The 17,213-nt window shown below is 58.2% G+C and carries 17 protein-coding genes and 1 pseudogene; 9 read left to right on the forward strand and 9 right to left on the reverse strand.

All coding sequences use genetic code 11. From position 1 onward, the window contains the following. Nucleotides 1-33 precede the first annotated feature (33 nt). Nucleotides 34-981, forward strand: coding sequence for a YbgA family protein (locus ACJO5Y_RS11595; protein ID WP_406987347.1), 948 nt, complete (start codon nucleotides 34-36; stop codon nucleotides 979-981). 50 nt (nucleotides 982-1,031) lie between these two features. On the opposite strand, the gene ACJO5Y_RS11600 is transcribed toward ACJO5Y_RS11595, so the two are convergent. The 3 genes from ACJO5Y_RS11600 to ACJO5Y_RS11610 form a co-directional block, all read right to left on the reverse strand. Continuing rightward, complete coding sequence (locus ACJO5Y_RS11600; protein WP_406987348.1) at nucleotides 1,032-1,760, reverse strand: DUF481 domain-containing protein; 729 nt, start codon at nucleotides 1,758-1,760, stop codon at nucleotides 1,032-1,034. A 12-nt stretch (nucleotides 1,761-1,772) separates the two neighbouring features. Continuing rightward, nucleotides 1,773-2,792, reverse strand: a complete 1,020-nt coding sequence (gene trhO / locus ACJO5Y_RS11605; protein ID WP_406987349.1) for an oxygen-dependent tRNA uridine(34) hydroxylase TrhO — start codon at nucleotides 2,790-2,792, stop codon at nucleotides 1,773-1,775. Between the two features lie 115 nt (nucleotides 2,793-2,907). Then, nucleotides 2,908-3,642, reverse strand: coding sequence for a DsbA family protein (locus ACJO5Y_RS11610; RefSeq protein WP_406987351.1), 735 nt, complete (start codon nucleotides 3,640-3,642; stop codon nucleotides 2,908-2,910). A 121-nt stretch (nucleotides 3,643-3,763) separates the two neighbouring features. On the opposite strand from ACJO5Y_RS11610, the gene ACJO5Y_RS11615 reads away from it, so the two are divergent. Beyond that, complete coding sequence (locus tag ACJO5Y_RS11615) at nucleotides 3,764-4,729, forward strand: NAD(P)H-dependent flavin oxidoreductase (RefSeq protein ID WP_406987353.1); 966 nt, start codon at nucleotides 3,764-3,766, stop codon at nucleotides 4,727-4,729. A 55-nt stretch (nucleotides 4,730-4,784) separates the two neighbouring features. Here ACJO5Y_RS11615 and ACJO5Y_RS11620 read toward each other — a convergent pair whose 3' ends face one another. From ACJO5Y_RS11620 to ACJO5Y_RS11630, 3 genes are all read right to left on the reverse strand, one after another. Next, a complete protein-coding gene (locus tag ACJO5Y_RS11620) occupies nucleotides 4,785-6,329 on the reverse strand; it encodes a DUF5666 domain-containing protein (protein ID WP_406987354.1) in 1,545 nt (514 codons plus the stop codon). A 3-nt stretch (nucleotides 6,330-6,332) separates the two neighbouring features. Then, nucleotides 6,333-7,202, reverse strand: a complete 870-nt coding sequence (locus ACJO5Y_RS11625) for a DUF6502 family protein (RefSeq protein WP_406987355.1) — start codon at nucleotides 7,200-7,202, stop codon at nucleotides 6,333-6,335. Nucleotides 7,203-7,283: 81 nt separating this feature from the next. Continuing rightward, on the reverse strand, nucleotides 7,284-8,720 hold the full coding sequence (locus ACJO5Y_RS11630; protein ID WP_406987356.1) for a DUF5666 domain-containing protein: 1,437 nt from the start codon (nucleotides 8,718-8,720) through the stop codon (nucleotides 7,284-7,286). A 213-nt stretch (nucleotides 8,721-8,933) separates the two neighbouring features. Between ACJO5Y_RS11630 and ACJO5Y_RS11635 the strand changes: the two genes are divergently transcribed. Then, nucleotides 8,934-9,110, forward strand: coding sequence for a DUF6435 family protein (locus ACJO5Y_RS11635; RefSeq protein ID WP_406987357.1), 177 nt, complete (start codon nucleotides 8,934-8,936; stop codon nucleotides 9,108-9,110). Nucleotides 9,111-9,125: 15 nt separating this feature from the next. Here ACJO5Y_RS11635 and ACJO5Y_RS11640 read toward each other — a convergent pair whose 3' ends face one another. Together ACJO5Y_RS11640 and ACJO5Y_RS11645 are read right to left on the reverse strand one after the other, a co-directional pair. Beyond that, a complete protein-coding gene (locus ACJO5Y_RS11640) occupies nucleotides 9,126-9,470 on the reverse strand; it encodes a chaperone modulator CbpM (protein ID WP_406987359.1) in 345 nt (114 codons plus the stop codon). Nucleotides 9,471-9,485: 15 nt separating this feature from the next. Then, the gene (locus ACJO5Y_RS11645; RefSeq protein WP_406987361.1) at nucleotides 9,486-10,457 is read right to left on the reverse strand and encodes a DnaJ C-terminal domain-containing protein; all 972 of its coding nucleotides are present in this window, start codon (nucleotides 10,455-10,457) and stop codon (nucleotides 9,486-9,488) included. A 245-nt stretch (nucleotides 10,458-10,702) separates the two neighbouring features. Between ACJO5Y_RS11645 and ACJO5Y_RS11650 the strand changes: the two genes are divergently transcribed. The 6 genes and pseudogenes from ACJO5Y_RS11650 to ACJO5Y_RS11675 all read left to right on the forward strand — a co-directional run bounded on the left by ACJO5Y_RS11650 (nucleotide 10,703) and on the right by ACJO5Y_RS11675 (nucleotide 15,817). Beyond that, entirely contained in the window at nucleotides 10,703-11,395 is a 693-nt protein-coding gene (locus ACJO5Y_RS11650; protein WP_406987363.1) for a DUF3348 family protein, read from the forward strand. Beyond that, on the forward strand, nucleotides 11,392-13,305 hold the full coding sequence (locus ACJO5Y_RS11655; protein ID WP_406987364.1) for a coiled-coil domain-containing protein: 1,914 nt from the start codon (nucleotides 11,392-11,394) through the stop codon (nucleotides 13,303-13,305). The genes ACJO5Y_RS11650 and ACJO5Y_RS11655 overlap by 4 nt, the downstream gene beginning before the upstream one ends. Then, nucleotides 13,305-13,958 (forward strand): OmpA family protein, encoded by a 654-nt coding sequence (locus tag ACJO5Y_RS11660; RefSeq protein ID WP_406987366.1) that lies wholly within the window; start codon nucleotides 13,305-13,307, stop codon nucleotides 13,956-13,958. The genes ACJO5Y_RS11655 and ACJO5Y_RS11660 overlap by 1 nt, the downstream gene beginning before the upstream one ends. Continuing rightward, nucleotides 13,958-14,581: a DUF2894 domain-containing protein gene (locus ACJO5Y_RS11665; protein WP_406987368.1), complete on the forward strand. Its 624-nt coding sequence runs from the start codon at nucleotides 13,958-13,960 to the stop codon at nucleotides 14,579-14,581. The genes ACJO5Y_RS11660 and ACJO5Y_RS11665 overlap by 1 nt, the downstream gene beginning before the upstream one ends. Nucleotides 14,582-14,705: 124 nt before the next feature. After that, nucleotides 14,706-15,413, forward strand: a complete 708-nt coding sequence (locus ACJO5Y_RS11670) for a DUF433 domain-containing protein (protein WP_406987370.1) — start codon at nucleotides 14,706-14,708, stop codon at nucleotides 15,411-15,413. Next, nucleotides 15,410-15,817 (forward strand): annotated as a pseudogene (locus ACJO5Y_RS11675) (PIN-like domain-containing protein). Before ACJO5Y_RS11670 ends, ACJO5Y_RS11675 begins: the two are co-directional and overlap by 4 nt. A 218-nt stretch (nucleotides 15,818-16,035) precedes the next feature. On the opposite strand, the gene fba reads toward ACJO5Y_RS11675, so the two are convergent. Then, a complete protein-coding gene (gene fba, locus ACJO5Y_RS11680) occupies nucleotides 16,036-17,100 on the reverse strand; it encodes a class II fructose-bisphosphate aldolase (RefSeq protein WP_406987371.1) in 1,065 nt (354 codons plus the stop codon). Between the last annotated feature and the right edge of the window lie 113 nt (nucleotides 17,101-17,213).

The raw sequence follows: 17,213 nt of genomic DNA on the forward strand, positions 1-17,213 counted from the left end.
TTCCTGTGATGAATCACCACCGGGAGGCAACACGTGAGCGGCATACCAGTTGGGATCAGCACCTGTCTGCTGGGCAAGGAGGTTCGCCACGATGGCGGCCACAAGCATTCCCGTTATTGCACCCAGGTACTTTCGAAGCATTTTGAGTTCCGTTCCATCTGTCCGGAGCTGGAAGCCGGGATGGGCGTGCCACGCCCAGCCATTCACCTGCGGGAATACCCGGAGGGGCTGCGCCTGATTGAAACCAAAGGCACGGCTGACCACACCGACGCCATGCAGTCGTTCATTAATGAGGTGCTGCCATCACTGGCCCATCTTCGTGGTTACATCCTGATGGCCAAATCCCCCAGCTGCGGCATGGAACGCATCAAGGTTCACAACGGGGAAGGCCGGGTGGTGCATCGCGATGGTCGCGGCATGTTTGCCGAGGCGCTGATCAAGGCCTTTCCGCTGATGCCCGTGGAGGAAGAGGGCCGGCTGAACGATGACATGCTGCGGGAGAACTTCATCGAGCGGGTGTTCGCCTACGACGACTGGATGCAGAACGTGGCGGACGACAAGCTTTCACCCCAGGCGCTGATCGAGTTCCATACCCGCCATAAGTTTCAGTTACTGGCCCATTCGGAGCGCATCTACCGCCAGCTGGGTCCCATGCTGGGGGATCTGAAATCCGAGCCGCTGCCGGATCTCGCCGAGCGGTACATTCACGGTTTCATGGAAGCCATGAGCCAGAAAGTCAGCCGCGGCTCCCATGTGAATGCCATGCAACACCTGATGGGTTACCTGCGGGATTCGATGGCGGACGAGGACCGAAAGGTGCTGATGGAGCAGATTGACGCCTACCACCGTGGAGAGGTCCCACTGGTGGTTCCCATGACACTGCTGCGCATGGCGCAACGACGGGAACCGGTGAATTACCTTCACACCCAGCGTTATCTCACGCCTTACCCGGATGAGCTGGGGTTACGCAATAAGGTATAGTCGCCAATAAAAAACGGGCCCCGCGAGGCCCGTTTTTTTGTGCCCGGTATTCAGAAACCGTACAGCAGTGACACAGAGGTCTCAGTATCGGTCCTGTCGGAATCGGGCGGGGCATCGGACACATGCTTGACCCGGTAAGCGATCTTCAAGGAAAGATTACCGACGACGTTTGCCTGCAGCGACGTTTCCGATTCGGTGATGACGTTGTTCTCGTCCAGACCGATTTCCGAGCTCAGTTTCTGACGAAACAGGGCGTTCTCGGACAAGGCAAAGTCCAACTGCGCCGCCAGGCGGGCAATCGCCTCTTCTTCATTCCGGTTGCCATCTTCGTCCGGCTCTTCCAGCTTGTTGAAACGATAACCAACACCCGCTGACAGGTCGAGGAAGGATTCATCACCCCAACGCAGGATACGGTTACCGTAACCGGTGGTCGTGGACGACTGGAAGTCGTATCCGGAGAAACGATCGTCCTCGTAACCTCCGCGCAGGAACCAGTACTGGTGGTCGTCGAACTTGTAGTTGGTTTCCAGGTCTGCCCGGTAGCGTTCGGCCGTGGTCTCGTCTTCGGCCTCGGAATAGGCTGAACGGAAGTTACCGATGTTACGCCATTGGATGACTTCGTGGATCAGGCCAAGACGGCCGTTGACGTTGGTTTCCTCGGTGTTGCCCGTGGTCTTGAGCACACCCAGTTCCGCCTCGCCTTCCCAGTCTTTCGCATCTGCCGTCGCCAGGGGCGACATCAGAATCGCGGTAATGGCCGCCGCCTTTTTCAATCCCATGGAATCTCCTTGTTACGCGTTCGCGGATTTCCCGGCCTGCTCCCCCGCCAGACTCTTGCGGGCCTGACGTTCGCGCTCCGCTTTCTTGCGGGCCTTGCGCTCGGCGATCATACGGGCCGCCTCGCCGCCCACATGGGCTTCGCCACGCTCTTCCGCCAGGCGCATCTGCCGCTCACGCTCTGCAAACCGTGCTTTCTGTTCTTCCGTCAGTGACTCAATGCACTGATGGCAGCTCACACCCTGCTCGTACTCCGGGCGCTGCTTGTCTTCTTCGGTGATCGGCCGCCGGCAGGCATGGCACTGGTCGTATTCACCACGCTCAAGCTTGTGGTTGACGGTGACGCGATCATCGAAGACAAAACACTCGCCCTGCCAGAGGCTTTGTTCCTCCGGGACGTCTTCCAGATATTTCAGGATGCCACCCTGCAGGTGGTACACCTCTTCAAAGCCCTGCTCTTTCAAAAACGCCGTGGACTTTTCGCAGCGGATACCACCGGTGCAAAACATGGCGACCTTCTTGTGTCTGGAAGGGTCCAGATTCTGCTGCACATACTCGGGGAATTCACGGAAGGTTTCAGTGGCCGGATTGACGGCATTTTTGAACGTTCCGATCTCCACCTCGTACTGGTTGCGGGTGTCCACCAGAACTACGTCCGGATCGGAAATCAGATCATTCCAGTCTTTCGGCTGCACGTAGGTGCCGACGATGCGCTGGGGATCGATGCCATCGACCCCCATGGTGACGATCTCTTTCTTGAGCTTCACCTTGGTGCGCTTGAACGGCTGGATATCCACGAAGGATTCCTTGTAATCAATGCCGTCGAAACGCACATCGCTGCCCAGCCATCCCTTGATGGCATCAACACCTTCGCGGCTGCCGGCGATGGTGCCGTTGATGCCTTCCCGTGCCAGCAACAGGGTGCCGTGCACGTTCTTCGCCAGCATCAGGTCCAGCAGCGGCTGGCGAAGAGTTTTATAATCATTCAGTACTGCGAACTTGTAGAGCGCGCAGACAACAACGTCATTGCTCATGTTTTTCTCCTGCGGGCCGGACCGTAAATCCGGAGCATGTATTTGCATCCGCCTCCCGCACAACCAGGGTTACGGGAGGGGCGCAAATTTTAACCAACTGAGCGATGCGATCAAGTTAATCCTGTTTATTGTCCGCCAGCTCGCGCTCCACGACAGCGGATAACTGCCCCCAGCCGGGACGGGTCAGGCGGATATTATCGACCAGTACGGTCGGGGTGCTGGTCACCCGCAGCTGCATGGCCACCTGTCGGCTCTGCTCCACGGCTTCCTTGTGCAGTTCGGTGTTCATGCAGCGACGGAAACGGCGTTCTTCCAGACCCAGGTCGTTGGCGTAGCGGGTAAAGGTCGCCACCGGATCGCCCGATCCACTCCAATCGGTCTGCTTCTCAAACAGCTGGTCGTGCATGGGCCAGTAGGCATTCTGATCACCTGCGCATCTGGCCGCCTGGGCCGCAGGCATGGCGTTCTGATGCTGCTGCAGGGGCAGGTCAAAATAGACAAACCGCACCTGCCCGGATTCCACATACGCTTCTTTCAGCTGCTGGCTGGCATCGGAGAACCGACCACAGGCCGGACACTGGTAATCGGCGAACTCCCGAACAACCACCGGGGCTTCGGCATCACCCACGGAAACGCCGTAACGATCCAGCTCCGCCGGAAACGCATCGGCGTTCGAGGCGGCCACTGGCAACTCATCGGATGTCGGGTCCGGTGAGGCGGTGAGGAAGAACACGCCGATAATGGCGAGCACAACCACCAGGATCGAAGCACCCACAATCAGAGGTTTGCGACTATTGTCTTTCCTTGGCGGAGGGGTACCGGTTTCCTTGCGTCGTTTGGCTTCACCCATAAGAACTCCTTTTTATTCGTTAGTGTGTTATTGATTTTTCAAAGCCTGTGTTCAGGGATTGGTGAGCACGCTAAGATCCTTTATATCCTACAAAAGTTCCAACAAAAATTAAGGAATACTCATGGCACTGCCCGAATCTTTGAGGAATACGCTGTCCCTGCCCCTGATTGCCGCGCCCATGTTTCTGATCTCCGGCCCTGACCTGGCGCTGGCCTGCTGTAAGCGGGGCATTGTCGGAAGCTTTCCTGCACTGAACCAGCGTACCAGTGAGGGATGCGAGGAATGGCTGATTCAGATGAATCGGGAACTGGATACGTACAGTGAACAGCATCCGGATCAGCAGGTAGCGCCTTACGCGGTGAACCTGATCGTTCACAAAACCAATCCCCGCTGGCAGGCCGATCTGGAGCTGTGCGTCAAACATCAGGTGCCTATTGTCATCACCTCACTGGGAGCGGCAAGCCAGGTGGTGGATGCGGTACACAGCTACGGCGGTCTGGTTTTTCACGATGTCACTAACCAGAAGCACGCGCGCAAGGCCGCCGAAGCGGGCGTGGACGGTATTATCGCCGTAGCGGCCGGGGCCGGCGGCCATGCGGGTACCGTCAACCCGTTTGTGCTGGTGCATGAAATCCGCGAGGTGTTCGATGGCGCCATTATCCTCGCCGGTGGTTTGTCCCACGGTGAAGACCTGCTGGCAGCGCAGGCCATGGGCGCCGACCTGGCCTACATGGGCACCCGCTTTATCAATACGGAGGAATCCCAGGCGGAGGACGCCTATCGCAATATGATCATCGAAGCGGTATCGGCGGACATCATCCACACCCCGGTCGTATCCGGCATTCCGGCGAGTTTCATGCGTCAGAGTCTGGAAGCAGCAGGGTTTCCCATGGACAAACTCCAGCAGGCGGGCGAGATCAATTACGGCGAAAAGCTGAAGCCGATCGATGATGAAGCCAAGGCGTGGAAAACCGTATGGTCAGCGGGACAAGGGGTCAGCCAGATTCACGATGTGCCATCGGTGGAGGCACTGGTCGCCCGGTTGAGTGACGAGTATCACTCGGCCCGATCGGCGCTGTGCGGCTGACGCCCGGAGAACGAAAACGGGGCCAGTGAGGCCCCGTTCTAGTCCGGCATTCTGGTCAACCATCGCTATCGGAGTCTTCTTTCTCCAGCTCCACTTCTTCAGCGACAAAGTTTCCGCTGTTTGCAGGTTCCTCAGCATAATCCACTTCGATCAGTGGCCGCTCACCACTGTCAAAGTCCGCCTTAAGCTGATCCCGCTGAATGTCCTCAAACTCGGTTTCACCTTCAACCGCCCGTATCTGGACGCCCAGTACAGTGATGGTGGTGTCATCAATGGCTCCCAGACGCCCCGTAATTTCGAATTCATTGTCCAGGTCGTCCTCTTCTTCGCGTTCCACCTTGGTCGCCTCCAAAAACACCTCGCCGCCGTCCGTTGCCCGTTCAATGCCCTCCACTTCCACCTCAAAGGCACCGCTCAGGTCAGCCAGCCCAATCCGTTGGTCATCGTCGTCATCGGTGATGATGGTTAATGGCGTTACCTGAACCAGAACGCCCCCTACGAGGAAGGTGCTGGCACTGAAATCGATGGATGCCTGGTTGATACGCCCCTCGACTTCAGCGTTGGCGTCGCGGATCTCGATTTCCTCCGCCTCAACGCGACCGTCCGTCAGGAAGCTCCCTTCAACCTGGATCAGCAGGCCCGGTTGCAGGTCTGCGCTGGTCAGGCCATCTTCAAACACGTCATCGTCCGGGACCACCACAGTCAGGCCGTTGATGGTGAAGGTGCTGTCAGCGTCGTCAAACGCTGTGGCAACCGGCCCGGCAAACTCGATGTCGTCATCATCCCCACGTTGATAGCGACGGGTTTCATCGCGCTCGATATTGCTGGCAATCAGTCCGGTGTCTCCGCCAACGAAACCGATGCTGCCCTCCACTTCAACGACAAGCCCGGGGTCCCGGAGATCGCTTTCCGTCAAACCATTTCCGAAGGTGGTGGTATTGTCATATTCAACCGGGAAACCGTTGATCGAGAACCGGTTCAGGCTGACATTCACGGAGTTATCGTCAATCCGCCCCTCGATCTCAACGTCACCCGGAGAAGCATCCAGGGAGCCTACATAGCTTGCCCGATAGCGTCCGTCCGGATCCGGCAGGCGCCAACCGCTGACGCGGACGAAATCGCCGTCATCCAGGGTTTGCAGGGACTTGCCCCTGAACACGGTCTGCTTGTCTGCCACCACGGTCTGGCCGTATACCGTAAAGGTCACGCTTTCCCGGATACTGCTGTCATCAGGGTCAAGGGTTTCGGCCACAATGACAATTTCACCCCGGAAAGTATCATCGTATTCCACCCGCTCAGCGGTGCCTTCACCGTTGTTTCGCCACTCCCCATCAACCCGCAGGATCATGCCTTTATCGAGCTGACTTTCCGAGGTGATGCCATCATCACTGACCACGTTGCCATCGGTTTCAAAGCGGATGCCGTTGACAAACACGCTGCCGAAACCGGAGACCGGGCCCACGCTGGCACCGGTACCCCGGATGCCACCGTCGGCTACACCCAGAGAGTCGCCCCCGCCGCCTCCGCAGGCAGAAATCAACAAAACCGCGAGCGCGCCCGCAGATAGGTTGAGGTACCGGTACTTTGCTGTCGGTTTCATGAATTACTCTCCCTTACCGGCCTTCCGGGCCGGGGCAATGGCTATCGGATCTTCGAAATAAAAGATACTGATGCCGGTTCTCACCGGCTCCCCACTGTGGCCGTCATCCTTGTTCCCCGAAATATCGCGGTCATGGGGCCCCAGCCATCGGTCCAGTTGCTCAAGCAGTTGCTGTGACTGCTCGGCCGCATGTCGGCGCCACCGGGTCATAATCTCCGGTGGAATGTTGTTGTACGTCAGCGTTCTCTGGAACAGCGGCTGACTGCCGGATTCACCACTGACAAGGTTGTAATCAATGGTTGCCACAAGATCTGATACGTCCTCACCAAAGATTTCGAGCATGTCCTCGCTGTCTCCGGCCGGAATGTACGCACGCTGCTTCAGGACAAAGTGGCCCGATGGCTCATCAACAGAGACTACGCCCACCCGCAGAAGTTCATCCAGTACCGCGCGGGGCGGCATATCCCCGCTATAACGTTTTACCAGTTCACTGAAACTGAGTGGCCCATCGAAGGCCAGCAGTGCCGGATCGCCTTCGGGATTCTGGAATGCTGCATCGTGAACCCAGCCAGACACCACACGGGAGGCCCGGTTGGCATGGATGGCGATCGACTGGCCTGAATGCTCACCCGTCAGGATCTCGCGCTGGCGCTTCACCTCCTTGCGGGTCAGGCCGGTCATCACGGCCGCTCTGGAGTCCGTTGTTTTTTTCCGGTCATCGCCAAAATCCTCCAGGGCTGCGTCCACGTAGGCCCGCTTAACCAGATCCGCAAACTCCCCGAATGGGACGCCATTGCGGAGCAGCAGTCGGGCAAGCGGGCGAAGAATGCGGTACAGCGCCTGATGCAGGGGCTTGGTGTTGGAATGTTTCATCTTTGGGATTGTATTCCCATGGCTGCATCAAAACCAGAAGTGACCGGCCGGGGGCTTAACCCCGGCCTGCCTCCGGCATGATCAGTCGTCTTCCTCGATTTCATCGACGACATAATCACCACCACTGTTGCGGACGTAGTCCACTTCCACGTCACTGCCGACCTCGATACCGGAGAAATCGGCACTGCCCCGCAACATTTCCAGGCCCATGACGGTGATGGTGGTGCTGGACAGCGCCGTCACCCGACCGTCCATTTCGTAGCCATCATCGCCATCGTCTTCCCGCTCGACCTTGATGGCCTCCAGAAAGCCACCATCGTCTGAGCGCTGGCGGCCCTCGATTTCCAGGAAGTCCCCCACGTTCAGGCTTTCTATGTCCTGGGTGCGCATGGTGATGCGGTCGTCATCATCGTCGTCTTCAATCAGGGTTCCGCTGGTCAGTACGACACGCACACCGCTGACGATCAGACTTTCACTGTCGGGTTTTGACTCGATCACCCCCTCCAGTTCGGCGTCCCCGTCCCGCGGCTCGATTTCCTCGGCAATCAACAAACCATTACGGTACTCGCCTTCCACTTTTACCAGCAGGCCATTGGCCATGCCGCTTTCCCGAAGCCCATCATCAAACTCGGTGCTGCCGTTGATCTGCACCTGGATTCCGTTGATAAAGAATGTGCGGGCGCCAGCGTCAAATTCGTAAACGGTGCCGGCGACCTCCACGTCGTCATCGTCGTCGAACAGATCGTCCTCGTCGTCGATTTCCCGGGCAACCAGCACACCACCTTGCAGATTCCCCTCAACCTCAACGGCAATGCCATCGCGCAGGTCATCCCTGTTCAGGTCGTCGTCAAAGACGGCGCTGGTGTAGTCCACCGGAAAGCCATTGATGGTGAATGTCTGGGCGTCGGTATCGAGGTTCTCGACCACGCCCTCGATTTCCACTTCATTGTCATCATCGAAATCCAAGCCGATGGCCTTCACGCCAACGAAACTGGCGCGAAAGGAACCATCATCCAGTTGCCAGCCGCTGACGCGTACCCGATAGGTATCGGCAGCCACACCGTTGAGGTCCACCGGGCTCAGGCCCTTGAAAACGGTCTGACCATCGAGACGAACCGTCTGGCCTGCAACGATCAGCGCCCCGGTCTTTTCGACATCGTCCCATGTGGCGGACGTCAGGGGGCCGCGGATTGTGTCATCGTAATCAACGCGCTGCGCTTCACCCTCACCGCGATCGTCCCAACTGCCGCGAACCTTGAGGATCATGCCTTTTTCCAGTTGGGTTTCCCGCTCCACTCCATCGTCACTGGTGACGGAGCCATCGGTTCGGAAACGGGTACCGTTCACGTAGACGCTGCCAAAACCGGAGACCGGGCCCACACTGGAACCGCTGGAAGTGTCGGCACTGTCCGAACTGCCGGAACTACTGCCTCCACCGCCGCCACAGGCTGCCAACGCACCGACAAGCGCACCACTGATCGCGAATTTGATTGCTACAGACAAGGCATTACGTTTCATCTCGATTCTCCAGGCTTGTTTGTTGCTTTCCCGCAAGGCCATTCCGCCTCGCTCTCTTTAAATTTCTTTATTTGGGATATTTTTCCCAATCTATATTTTGGGAATTTATTCCCATTCTCGAAGAATGTCGAGTTTTTGATCATTAAGAATTTATGAACTTTTGAACCCGAACGCGTAAGCTCTCAACACACAGTCAGAAACAGGTGCGGAACCATGCTGGGATTTCTCAAAGGTGATCCGAAGAAAAAGCTGAAGAAGGCTTACGAAGACAAGCTCGCCAAGGCGCTCCACGCGCAACGCAACGGCGATTTGCGCACCCATGGCACGCTTATGGAAGAAGCTGAGAAAATCTACGCGGAGATACAGGCGCTGGAAAAGCGGGAGCAATAATAAAGGGGAAGGGAGTTACCACTCCCCCGTCAGCTGCCGCAGCTGCTGGTTGAGGCGATCCACCTCACGGCGCATCTGCTGAACTTCATCGAGCAGCTCAAGCGACATCGCCAGCCCGGGCAGGTTCATCTTCAGGTCCCGCTGTAACCGCTGCGCCTTGCGCAACCGTGCCAGTGCCGCCAGGTCAAATTCCCAGCGCCGTTCCTCCGGCACATCTTCGACCGGCGCAATGACACCATAGCTGACCAGTTTGATGACAAACTCGGCGTGGCACTCACCTCTCTCGCAAATTTCTGTCAGGGTCAGCGTCATTTGAGGCTCTTCCACCTCCACGGTATGAATCGGATCTTTCCTGGTCATTCCCTGCTCTCCCGCTTACACATGGAGTTTGCTACGCGGATTGAAGTGTTTCTCCGCCTCGGCCAGCTGCTGATAGAGCTTTTCAGCTTCTTCAGAGTGCCGCTCCGGCATCACGATCTGCAGCACCACGATCTGGTCGCCCGGATGCTTGCCTGGCAACCCCTTGCCCTTGAGACGAAGCTTACGCCCGCTGGAGGACCCCTTGGGCACTTTCACGTTCACTTTGGAGCCTACCGTCGGCACCGTGACGGATGTGCCCAGCGCTGCTTCCCAGGGCGCAACGGGGACCGTCACCACCACATCCCGGCCTTCCACACTAAACAACGGATGCGGCGCCAGTTCCACTTCAATCAGCAGATCACCCGGTTCACCACCGCCAATACCGGGAGAGCCCTGACCCTTCAGGCGCAGATGCTGCCCTTCCCGCATCCCGGCGGGAATTTTCACTTTCAGATTCTTCCGGCGGGCCACAATCCGGCCATGGTCGTCGGCTTCATGGACGGTGAACGACACTTGCTTCTCGCAGCCGTGGAAGACCTCTTCCAGAAACAGTGCGAGCCTGGCATGCACATCTTCGCCACGCATGCGGGTATTCTGGCGGAAACCACCCCCACCAAATCCCTGGCTGGAAAACCCGCCACGGCCGCCACCAAAGATTTCCTCGAAAAAGTCACTGAACTGGCGGGCATCGGCTTCGGTGTAGCCGCCACGTCCAAACCCGGACGCGCTCTGCCACCCAGGCGGTGGCTCAAAGGAACCATCAGGACGGGCACCGTACTTGCGCAGTTCGTCGTACTCCGCGCGCTTCTCCGGATCTTTCAGGACCTCGTAGGCTTCGCCCAGATCCTTGAACTTGGTGCTGGCGTCATCCTCTTTACTGACGTCCGGGTGATACTTCCGCGCCAGCTTGCGGTAGGCCTTTTTGATCTCCTCGGGGGAGGCAGACTCGCTCACACCGAGGACGGCGTAATAGTCTTTGAAGTCCATTGCACTCCTCGCATCTGGTCAAAGATTGTTCTCTGATTACTTATATTTGACGCTGTTGGGGAAAATACAAGGAGGGAGTATTGGCAGACAGCCCGCTTGGGCCCAGAGGCAGCAACTCCACTAAGAAACGGTCATTATCAATCCCCCCGAATAGCCATTAGTATAGGCACCCGCCGGCTATCGGCAATGCATGACTCTCGTGTTTCCTGTAACCACTACCAATGCAAACGGTGCGCCTCAACCCCATGACTCAAGCACGACCTCGACAAACCGGGCATCCCCGGTCAAGGCTGTTGCAGTTGGCAACGCCTGCTGCGGGCAAGGCTGACGATGACAGCCTGCCGTGTCTCGCAGAACGTCTGGGCCGGTTATTCGGGCTTGGGGACACCATGACCCTGGATGCAGCGCTGGCCTTCCGTGGCGGCCAGCCTGCCACGGTGCAGAGTGCGGTTATCGAGCAACTATCCCGGGAACTGGCCACCACGCGCCAGGCTCTGATCCGCCGAATTCACGACTACGGGATTGAGACTGAACAGGAAGACCCGGCTGCGTTCGAGCCCTACCTGAATACCTGGCTCACACTGCAACGCAAAATCGCCGCCACCACCCGCCAACTGCGGGACAAGGTGCGTAAGGCAATGAAAGATCAGGGCCAGAACCTGGCCCGGCTGGCAGAGCTGGACTCGGTGTTTGATCACACCATGGCCGGTTACACCAGCCAGTGTTTTTCCCACATTTCAAAGGTACTGGAGCAGCGGTTCCAGGCCTTAAGGACATCCTCTGAGCAATCCCCGGAACCGGGCACCGAGCCCGGTGACTGGCTCCACCGTTACTGCGAGGAAGCGCAGACTCTGTTACTCGCTGAACTGGACGTTCGGCTGGAGCCGGTGCTGGGGTTGCTGGAGGCCTGCCACAACGAGGTTAGCGATTCGCCATGACCAGACTTTTTTTCTTTCTCGCATTTGCCATCGGCCTGGCCGTGATGGCCTGGATTGGCCAGGGTTTCCTCGGCTCCGACCTGCTGGCACTGACCGTGACCGCCATTATTGCCGCGGTGTACGGATTGGGGTTCGCCGAACTGATCGGGTTTCGGCGTACCACTTACCAGCTGGCCGAACGGCTGAGCGCTGCCCCGGATAACCGCGAACAGGTCGAAGGCTGGCTCTCCGGCTTGCCGGAGCCGGTTCAGTTTGCCGTGCAGAAGCGCATGGACGGCCACTCCGCTGCATTGCCCAGCCCGCAGCTAACCCCCTACCTTGTCGGCTTGCTGGTGATGCTCGGTCTGCTGGGCACCTTTGCCGGCATGATCGTGACGCTCAATGGCGCCGCCTCAGCGCTGGATGGCAGCACCGAGCTGAGCGTGATTCGCAGTGCCCTGGCCGCGCCTATCGCCGGGCTCAGCCTGGCGTTCGGAACCTCCATTGCCGGTGTGGCGGCTTCCGCCATGCTGGGGCTGGCCTCCACCCTCAGCCGGCGCGAACGGCTGCTGGTATCCCGCCAGTTGGACAAGACCCTGCGCCAGAAGCTGCATCATCTGTCTGCCGACTACCAGCGCCAGCAGGCGTTCCAGGCGCTGGAGTCCCAGGCCAGGGCCTTGCCGGAAATGGCTTCAGCCATGGAGGCCATGACCACTCGAATGGAACAACTGGGCCAGACGCTCGAGCAGTCCCTGACCCGCAATCAGCAGGAATTCCACGACACCGTCGGGAGCCATTACCAGACCCTGGCGGATTCCGTGGCACAGTCGTTAGAGAAGGCATTAGACGCAAGCACCCGTCTTGCCGCAGAGCGTATGGAGCCAATTGTGGAGACCGCTATGACCCGCCTGCGCGACGATGCCGGGGAACTGCACCAGAGCTGGTCTGTTGCCACCAAAGAGCAACTGACCGATATCGCCGAAGCCTTCCAGAAAACCACAATGGATGCTGGAGAACGCTGGCAGCAAAACCTTGCGACCCAGCAGGAGGCTTCGGAACAGAACGATCTGCGCTGGCAAAAGAGTCTGGAGCAACAGCAGCAGACCACAGAATCCTTCATGGCCGAATTGCGTGACCGGCTTCAGGAGTATCAGTCTCTCTTCCGCGAGGAAAGCAGCCAGATTGTGAGCAACCAGCAGCAAAGTCTGGATACGCTGATCGGCAGTATCAGCGAACAGCTCGCAGCACTCCGCGACCAGGAAGCCTCCCGAGGCGAGGCAGCGACTGACCGGCTGGCACAGCTGGAGAAGACCGTAAGCGACCACCTGACCCAGCTGGGCACTGGCCTGGAAGCGCCCATGGCCCGCCTGATTGAAACGGCTTCGGAAACCCCGAAAGCGGCGGCGGAGGTGATCAACCAGCTGCAACGTGAAATGGCCCGCAACAGCGAGCGGGAGAACGAGTTGCTGGAGGAGCGCCAAAGGCTGGTTCAGGAACTGGACAGCCTGCTGGATTCCCAGCGCAGCAATGCCGATAGCCAGCGCCAGGCGGTGGATTCCCTGATCAACGGTGCCGGTGACACCCTTACCGGGATCAGCGAGCGTTTCAACACCCTGATTCAGGAACAAAGCCAGCAGCTTGGCAAACTGGGCGACGACATTACCGGCAGCAGTCAGGAAGTGGGCGCCCTCAGCGAAGCCTTCCACCAGGCGGTGGAGTTGTTCAGCACCTCCAATCAAAGTTTGCAGGAAAGCCTGGCGAACATTCAGAAGGCGATGGATAACGCCAGCAGCCGGCATGATGAACAACTGGCCTACTACGTGGCGCAGGCCCGCGAGGTCATTGATCTGTCGGTCAGTTCCCAGAAAGACGTCATCGATGCCGTCACCGCCCTGCGCAAGGGACAGCCAGAGACTGCCGGAGCCAACTGATGGAGCACCTGGAAGGCGGCGAACAGCAGTCCACACCGATCTGGGCGATTTTCTCTGACCTGATGGCGGCGCTGGTGGGTATTCTGGTGCTGATTCTAGTGTGGGTGATCGGCGTTCAGCTGGAACTCAGCCAGTCCCTGGCGGAGGAGAAGGAACGCCGGGTGGCCGAGGAAGAGCGCCGCGTGGCGCTGGAGCAGGCGCTGGAAGATCCCCTCACCAAAGGCCTGGTAACGTTCCGGGATGGCCGTATCGGCATCAGCGGTAATGTGCTGTTTGAGCTGAACTCGGATCAGTTACAGGCAGATGGCGTGGCCGTGCTGCAATCCCTGATTGAGCCACTGCAAACCTACCTGACCCAACACGATGAGCTGCTCATGGTCAGCGGCTTTACCGATGATTTGCCCATGCACCGTGGTAACCGGTATCAGGATAACTGGGGGCTGTCCGCCCAACGGGCGTTGACGGTCACCCGCACCCTGATGGAACTGGGCCTGCCCGAAGACCGGGTCTTTGCCGCGGCGTTCGGCCCCCACCACCCGGCGGTGCCCAATGTGGATGCCGAATCCCGGGCCCAGAACCGACGGGTGGAAATCAGCACGGTGCCACGGGCGCCGGCTATGGCCGCCGAAACCGATGACGGAGCCGGGAACTGATGTCTGCCACCGCAGAAGCCACCGCCATGGAGCAGCAACTGGTTGAGCTACGGCACTCTGGTGCGGATCGGCTGGACCCAGTCCGTTTCCGCTATCTGGAAGTTCTGGAGCAAAGGCTGAGGGCGAAAGGACTTCAGGGGACCCGGCATTGGCAGCGGCTGGAGCAGGCTGTAGCGGAGTATCAGGCCAGGACCAGGCAGCAAGCCCATGCCGAACAACGGGAACAACCTGCCGAGACCACACAGCCTTCACCACTGGTGGCTCTTCTGGAGACCTTGAATCAGTCACCTGAATCTCACGTACAAGCCTCCCCTTCACCCCTGGAAAGACTGATCTTCGGTGAAGAGGATGGGAGGCCGACACAGTCTGCAGTAACGGACAGCTCGCCACGCCCACTCAAGGCCATGGCCAGAGTGCAGGCCGACCAGGGCACTCAGGCCCTTCACGATCGCATCCGCCAGGCCATCGAACAGACCCCGGAAAACGCCGGCCCGATGAACGCCCACCGGCTGGTCAGCCGCGCAATTGCGACCATGGAGAAGCTGTCGCCAGAGTATCTGAACTGGTTTGTGAACTACGCGGATACGCTGTTGGCGCTGGAACGACTGGGAAGGAAGGGATAATAGAGCAAATCACACTCGAAGCATTCGCTACCTCGATAGTAAACCGGGCGGTAGGCCCTCCACTCCTGATTTATGCTAAAGTCTCACTCTAGGCAGGGAGGACTCAGCGCAACGGAGAGCGACGATGAACGCAGCACTGATCGCAGGTAACGCATTGCCAGCAAACATGCTGGGGGTGGGCCTCTACACGGCAGGTGAGGCAGCTAGATACACAGGGATACCAGCCCGGGATATAAGCCGCTGGCTATTCGGATACAGTGCTGGAAAAAAGCACTACGACGGCCTTTGGCGCACACAATTTGCCGACCATGATCTCCGAGCACTTGGTTTTCATGACCTGCTTGAGGTCCGGTTTGTCCACGCATTTCGCCAGCACGGAGTAAGCCTACAGGCCATTCGCCTTGCCTCCGACCATGCAAGGGTAATGTACAATCAGCCTTACCCGTTTACTTGTACCCGCTTCCAGACCGATGGCCGAAGCATTTTTGCAACAGTTCTGGACGAAATCGGGGATGAATCTCTACTGGACTTGGTCAAAAAGCAATACACCTTTCGGGAAGTAATCAGGCCTTCGCTATACGCCGGCATTGAATACTCGGATAGCGGAAAGGCCGAACGATGGTTCCCGCAAAAACGAAACCGAAAAGTTGTACTGGATCCTGGCCGAAACTTTGGCAAGCCAGTACTGACTGATTACGATATAGATACCAGCATCTTGAAACAGGCATGGGAAACAGAAGGGGAAAATACGCGATTCGTAGCCGCGATTTACCAGATTCCCGTCGCAGCAGTGGAGGCTGCGATTCAATTTGAACAAAGGATTGTCGCTTGAAGTTTTTGTTAGATAACAACCTACCTGCACCACTAGCACGAGCCCTGAACGAACTCTCCCAACCTCACGATCACACAGTGATTCATCTCACGGAAAAATTCGCTCAAAACACGAGCGATATCACCTAGATTCAGGCTCTGCACCAAGAAGGAGGCTGGGTTGTCATATCTCAAGACAAATTCAATAAAGGGGACCTTGAGAAACGGGCCATTCGTGAGGCCGGGCTATTGGTGTTTTGCCTCGCGAAACACTGGAATAGGGAGACCTATTGGAACAAGGCACACAATCTGGTTCGTTGGTGGCCTAAAATCATTCAACAATCAGAACTGATCTCTGGCAGCGGTGCCTTTCGAGTTCCTTGGAAATATGGGCATGCCCCGAAGTTTGAGCCGGTTCAGTTTTAAAAACACTAATTCCGTGATTTTTGACGACGCCAAAGCAGAAAGATATATCGTGGGGGTAGGACAAAATTGGGGCGGAGAGCCTGTTCAAAACTGTCTGTGGCCATGGATGGCCACAGCCAAGCCCTACATGGACGTACTTGTGGGCGTGTTTTGAACAGGGCCTCCGCCCCAATTAAACTCCGCAACCATCAGGCTACGGAGATAGCGAACTCCAAAGATTACTTAACCTTCGGATCCAGCTCACCAGCCGAATAACGCTCGAACATGCGCTCGAGGTTGATCGGTTTGATCTTGCTGGCGTTGCCGGCACAACCGAAGGCTTCGTAGCGTGCGACGCACACGTCTGTCATGGCCTTCATGGTTTCCTTGAGGAATTTCCGCGGGTCGAACTCTGCCGGGTTTTCGGCCAGGAAGCGGCGGACTGCGCCGGTGCTGGCTAGACGCAGGTCGGTGTCGATGTTGACTTTGCGAACACCGTGCTTGATGCCTTCAACGATTTCCTCAACCGGTACACCGTAGGTTTCCGGAATCTCACCGCCGTACTGGTTGATGATTTCCAGCCAGTCCTGGGGAACGGAGCTGGAGCCGTGCATGACCAGGTGGGTGTCCGGGATGCGGGCGTGGATGGCTTTGATCTGGTCGATGGCCAGGATGTCACCGGTCGGTGGACGGGTGAACTTGTAGGCGCCGTGGCTGGTGCCGATGGCGATGGCCAGGGCGTCGACATGGGTTTTCTGGACGAAGTCGGCGGCTTCTTCCGGATCGGTCAGCATCTGGCTGTGGTCCAGGGTGCCTTCGGCGCCGATGCCGTCTTCTTCTCCGGCCTGGCCGGTTTCCAGGGAGCCGAGGCAACCCAGTTCGCCTTCGACGGAGACGCCACAGGCGTGGGCCATGTCTACGGTGCGGCGGGTGACGTCTACGTTGTATTCGTAGTCCATCGGGGTTTTGCCGTCTTCACCGAGGGAGCCGTCCATCATCACGGAGCTGAAGCCGAGCTGGATGGAGCGCTGGCAGACGGAGGGGCTGGTGCCGTGGTCCTGGTGCATGACGACCGGGATGTGCGGGAATTCTTCGATGGCCGCGAGGATCAGGTGGCGCAGGAAGGGGGCGCCGGCGTATTTGCGGGCTCCGGCGGAGGCCTGGACAATCACCGGGGAGTCGGTTTTGTCAGCCGCTTCCATGATGGCGCGCATCTGTTCCAGGTTGTTGACGTTAAAGGCTGGCACACCGTAACCATGCTCGGCGGCGTGATCCAGCATTTGCCGCATCGAAATCAGGGCCATGGGTCGTCTCCTTCGTTGGACGTTTGGTAGTTGGATTCTGTTGTGCTTCAGACTTTTGGAGTCTGCTGCGGAGGGTGGGAAGTGTGCTTCGCGGAACCGCTACTAGCACATCC

The sequence above is a fragment of the Marinobacter alkalisoli genome (assembly GCF_045449855.1).
In the GTDB taxonomy this organism is placed as follows: Bacteria; Pseudomonadota; Gammaproteobacteria; order Pseudomonadales; family Oleiphilaceae; genus Marinobacter.

Coding starts and splice junctions, on each gene's coding strand:
- ACJO5Y_RS11600 (WP_406987348.1), bottom strand. CDS start 1,760: ATGGGATTGAAAAAGGCGGCGGCCATTACCGCGATTCTGATGTCGCCC.
- trhO (WP_406987349.1), bottom strand. CDS start 2,792: ATGAGCAATGACGTTGTTGTCTGCGCGCTCTACAAGTTCGCAGTACTG.
- ACJO5Y_RS11610 (WP_406987351.1), bottom strand. CDS start 3,642: ATGGGTGAAGCCAAACGACGCAAGGAAACCGGTACCCCTCCGCCAAGG.
- ACJO5Y_RS11615 (WP_406987353.1), top strand. CDS start 3,764: ATGGCACTGCCCGAATCTTTGAGGAATACGCTGTCCCTGCCCCTGATT.
- ACJO5Y_RS11620 (WP_406987354.1), bottom strand. CDS start 6,329: ATGAAACCGACAGCAAAGTACCGGTACCTCAACCTATCTGCGGGCGCG.
- ACJO5Y_RS11625 (WP_406987355.1), bottom strand. CDS start 7,202: ATGAAACATTCCAACACCAAGCCCCTGCATCAGGCGCTGTACCGCATT.
- ACJO5Y_RS11630 (WP_406987356.1), bottom strand. CDS start 8,720: ATGAAACGTAATGCCTTGTCTGTAGCAATCAAATTCGCGATCAGTGGT.
- ACJO5Y_RS11635 (WP_406987357.1), top strand. CDS start 8,934: ATGCTGGGATTTCTCAAAGGTGATCCGAAGAAAAAGCTGAAGAAGGCT.
- ACJO5Y_RS11640 (WP_406987359.1), bottom strand. CDS start 9,470: ATGACCAGGAAAGATCCGATTCATACCGTGGAGGTGGAAGAGCCTCAA.
- ACJO5Y_RS11645 (WP_406987361.1), bottom strand. CDS start 10,457: ATGGACTTCAAAGACTATTACGCCGTCCTCGGTGTGAGCGAGTCTGCC.
- ACJO5Y_RS11650 (WP_406987363.1), top strand. CDS start 10,703: ATGACTCAAGCACGACCTCGACAAACCGGGCATCCCCGGTCAAGGCTG.
- ACJO5Y_RS11655 (WP_406987364.1), top strand. CDS start 11,392: ATGACCAGACTTTTTTTCTTTCTCGCATTTGCCATCGGCCTGGCCGTG.
- ACJO5Y_RS11660 (WP_406987366.1), top strand. CDS start 13,305: ATGGAGCACCTGGAAGGCGGCGAACAGCAGTCCACACCGATCTGGGCG.
- ACJO5Y_RS11665 (WP_406987368.1), top strand. CDS start 13,958: ATGTCTGCCACCGCAGAAGCCACCGCCATGGAGCAGCAACTGGTTGAG.
- ACJO5Y_RS11670 (WP_406987370.1), top strand. CDS start 14,706: ATGAACGCAGCACTGATCGCAGGTAACGCATTGCCAGCAAACATGCTG.
- fba (WP_406987371.1), bottom strand. CDS start 17,100: ATGGCCCTGATTTCGATGCGGCAAATGCTGGATCACGCCGCCGAGCAT.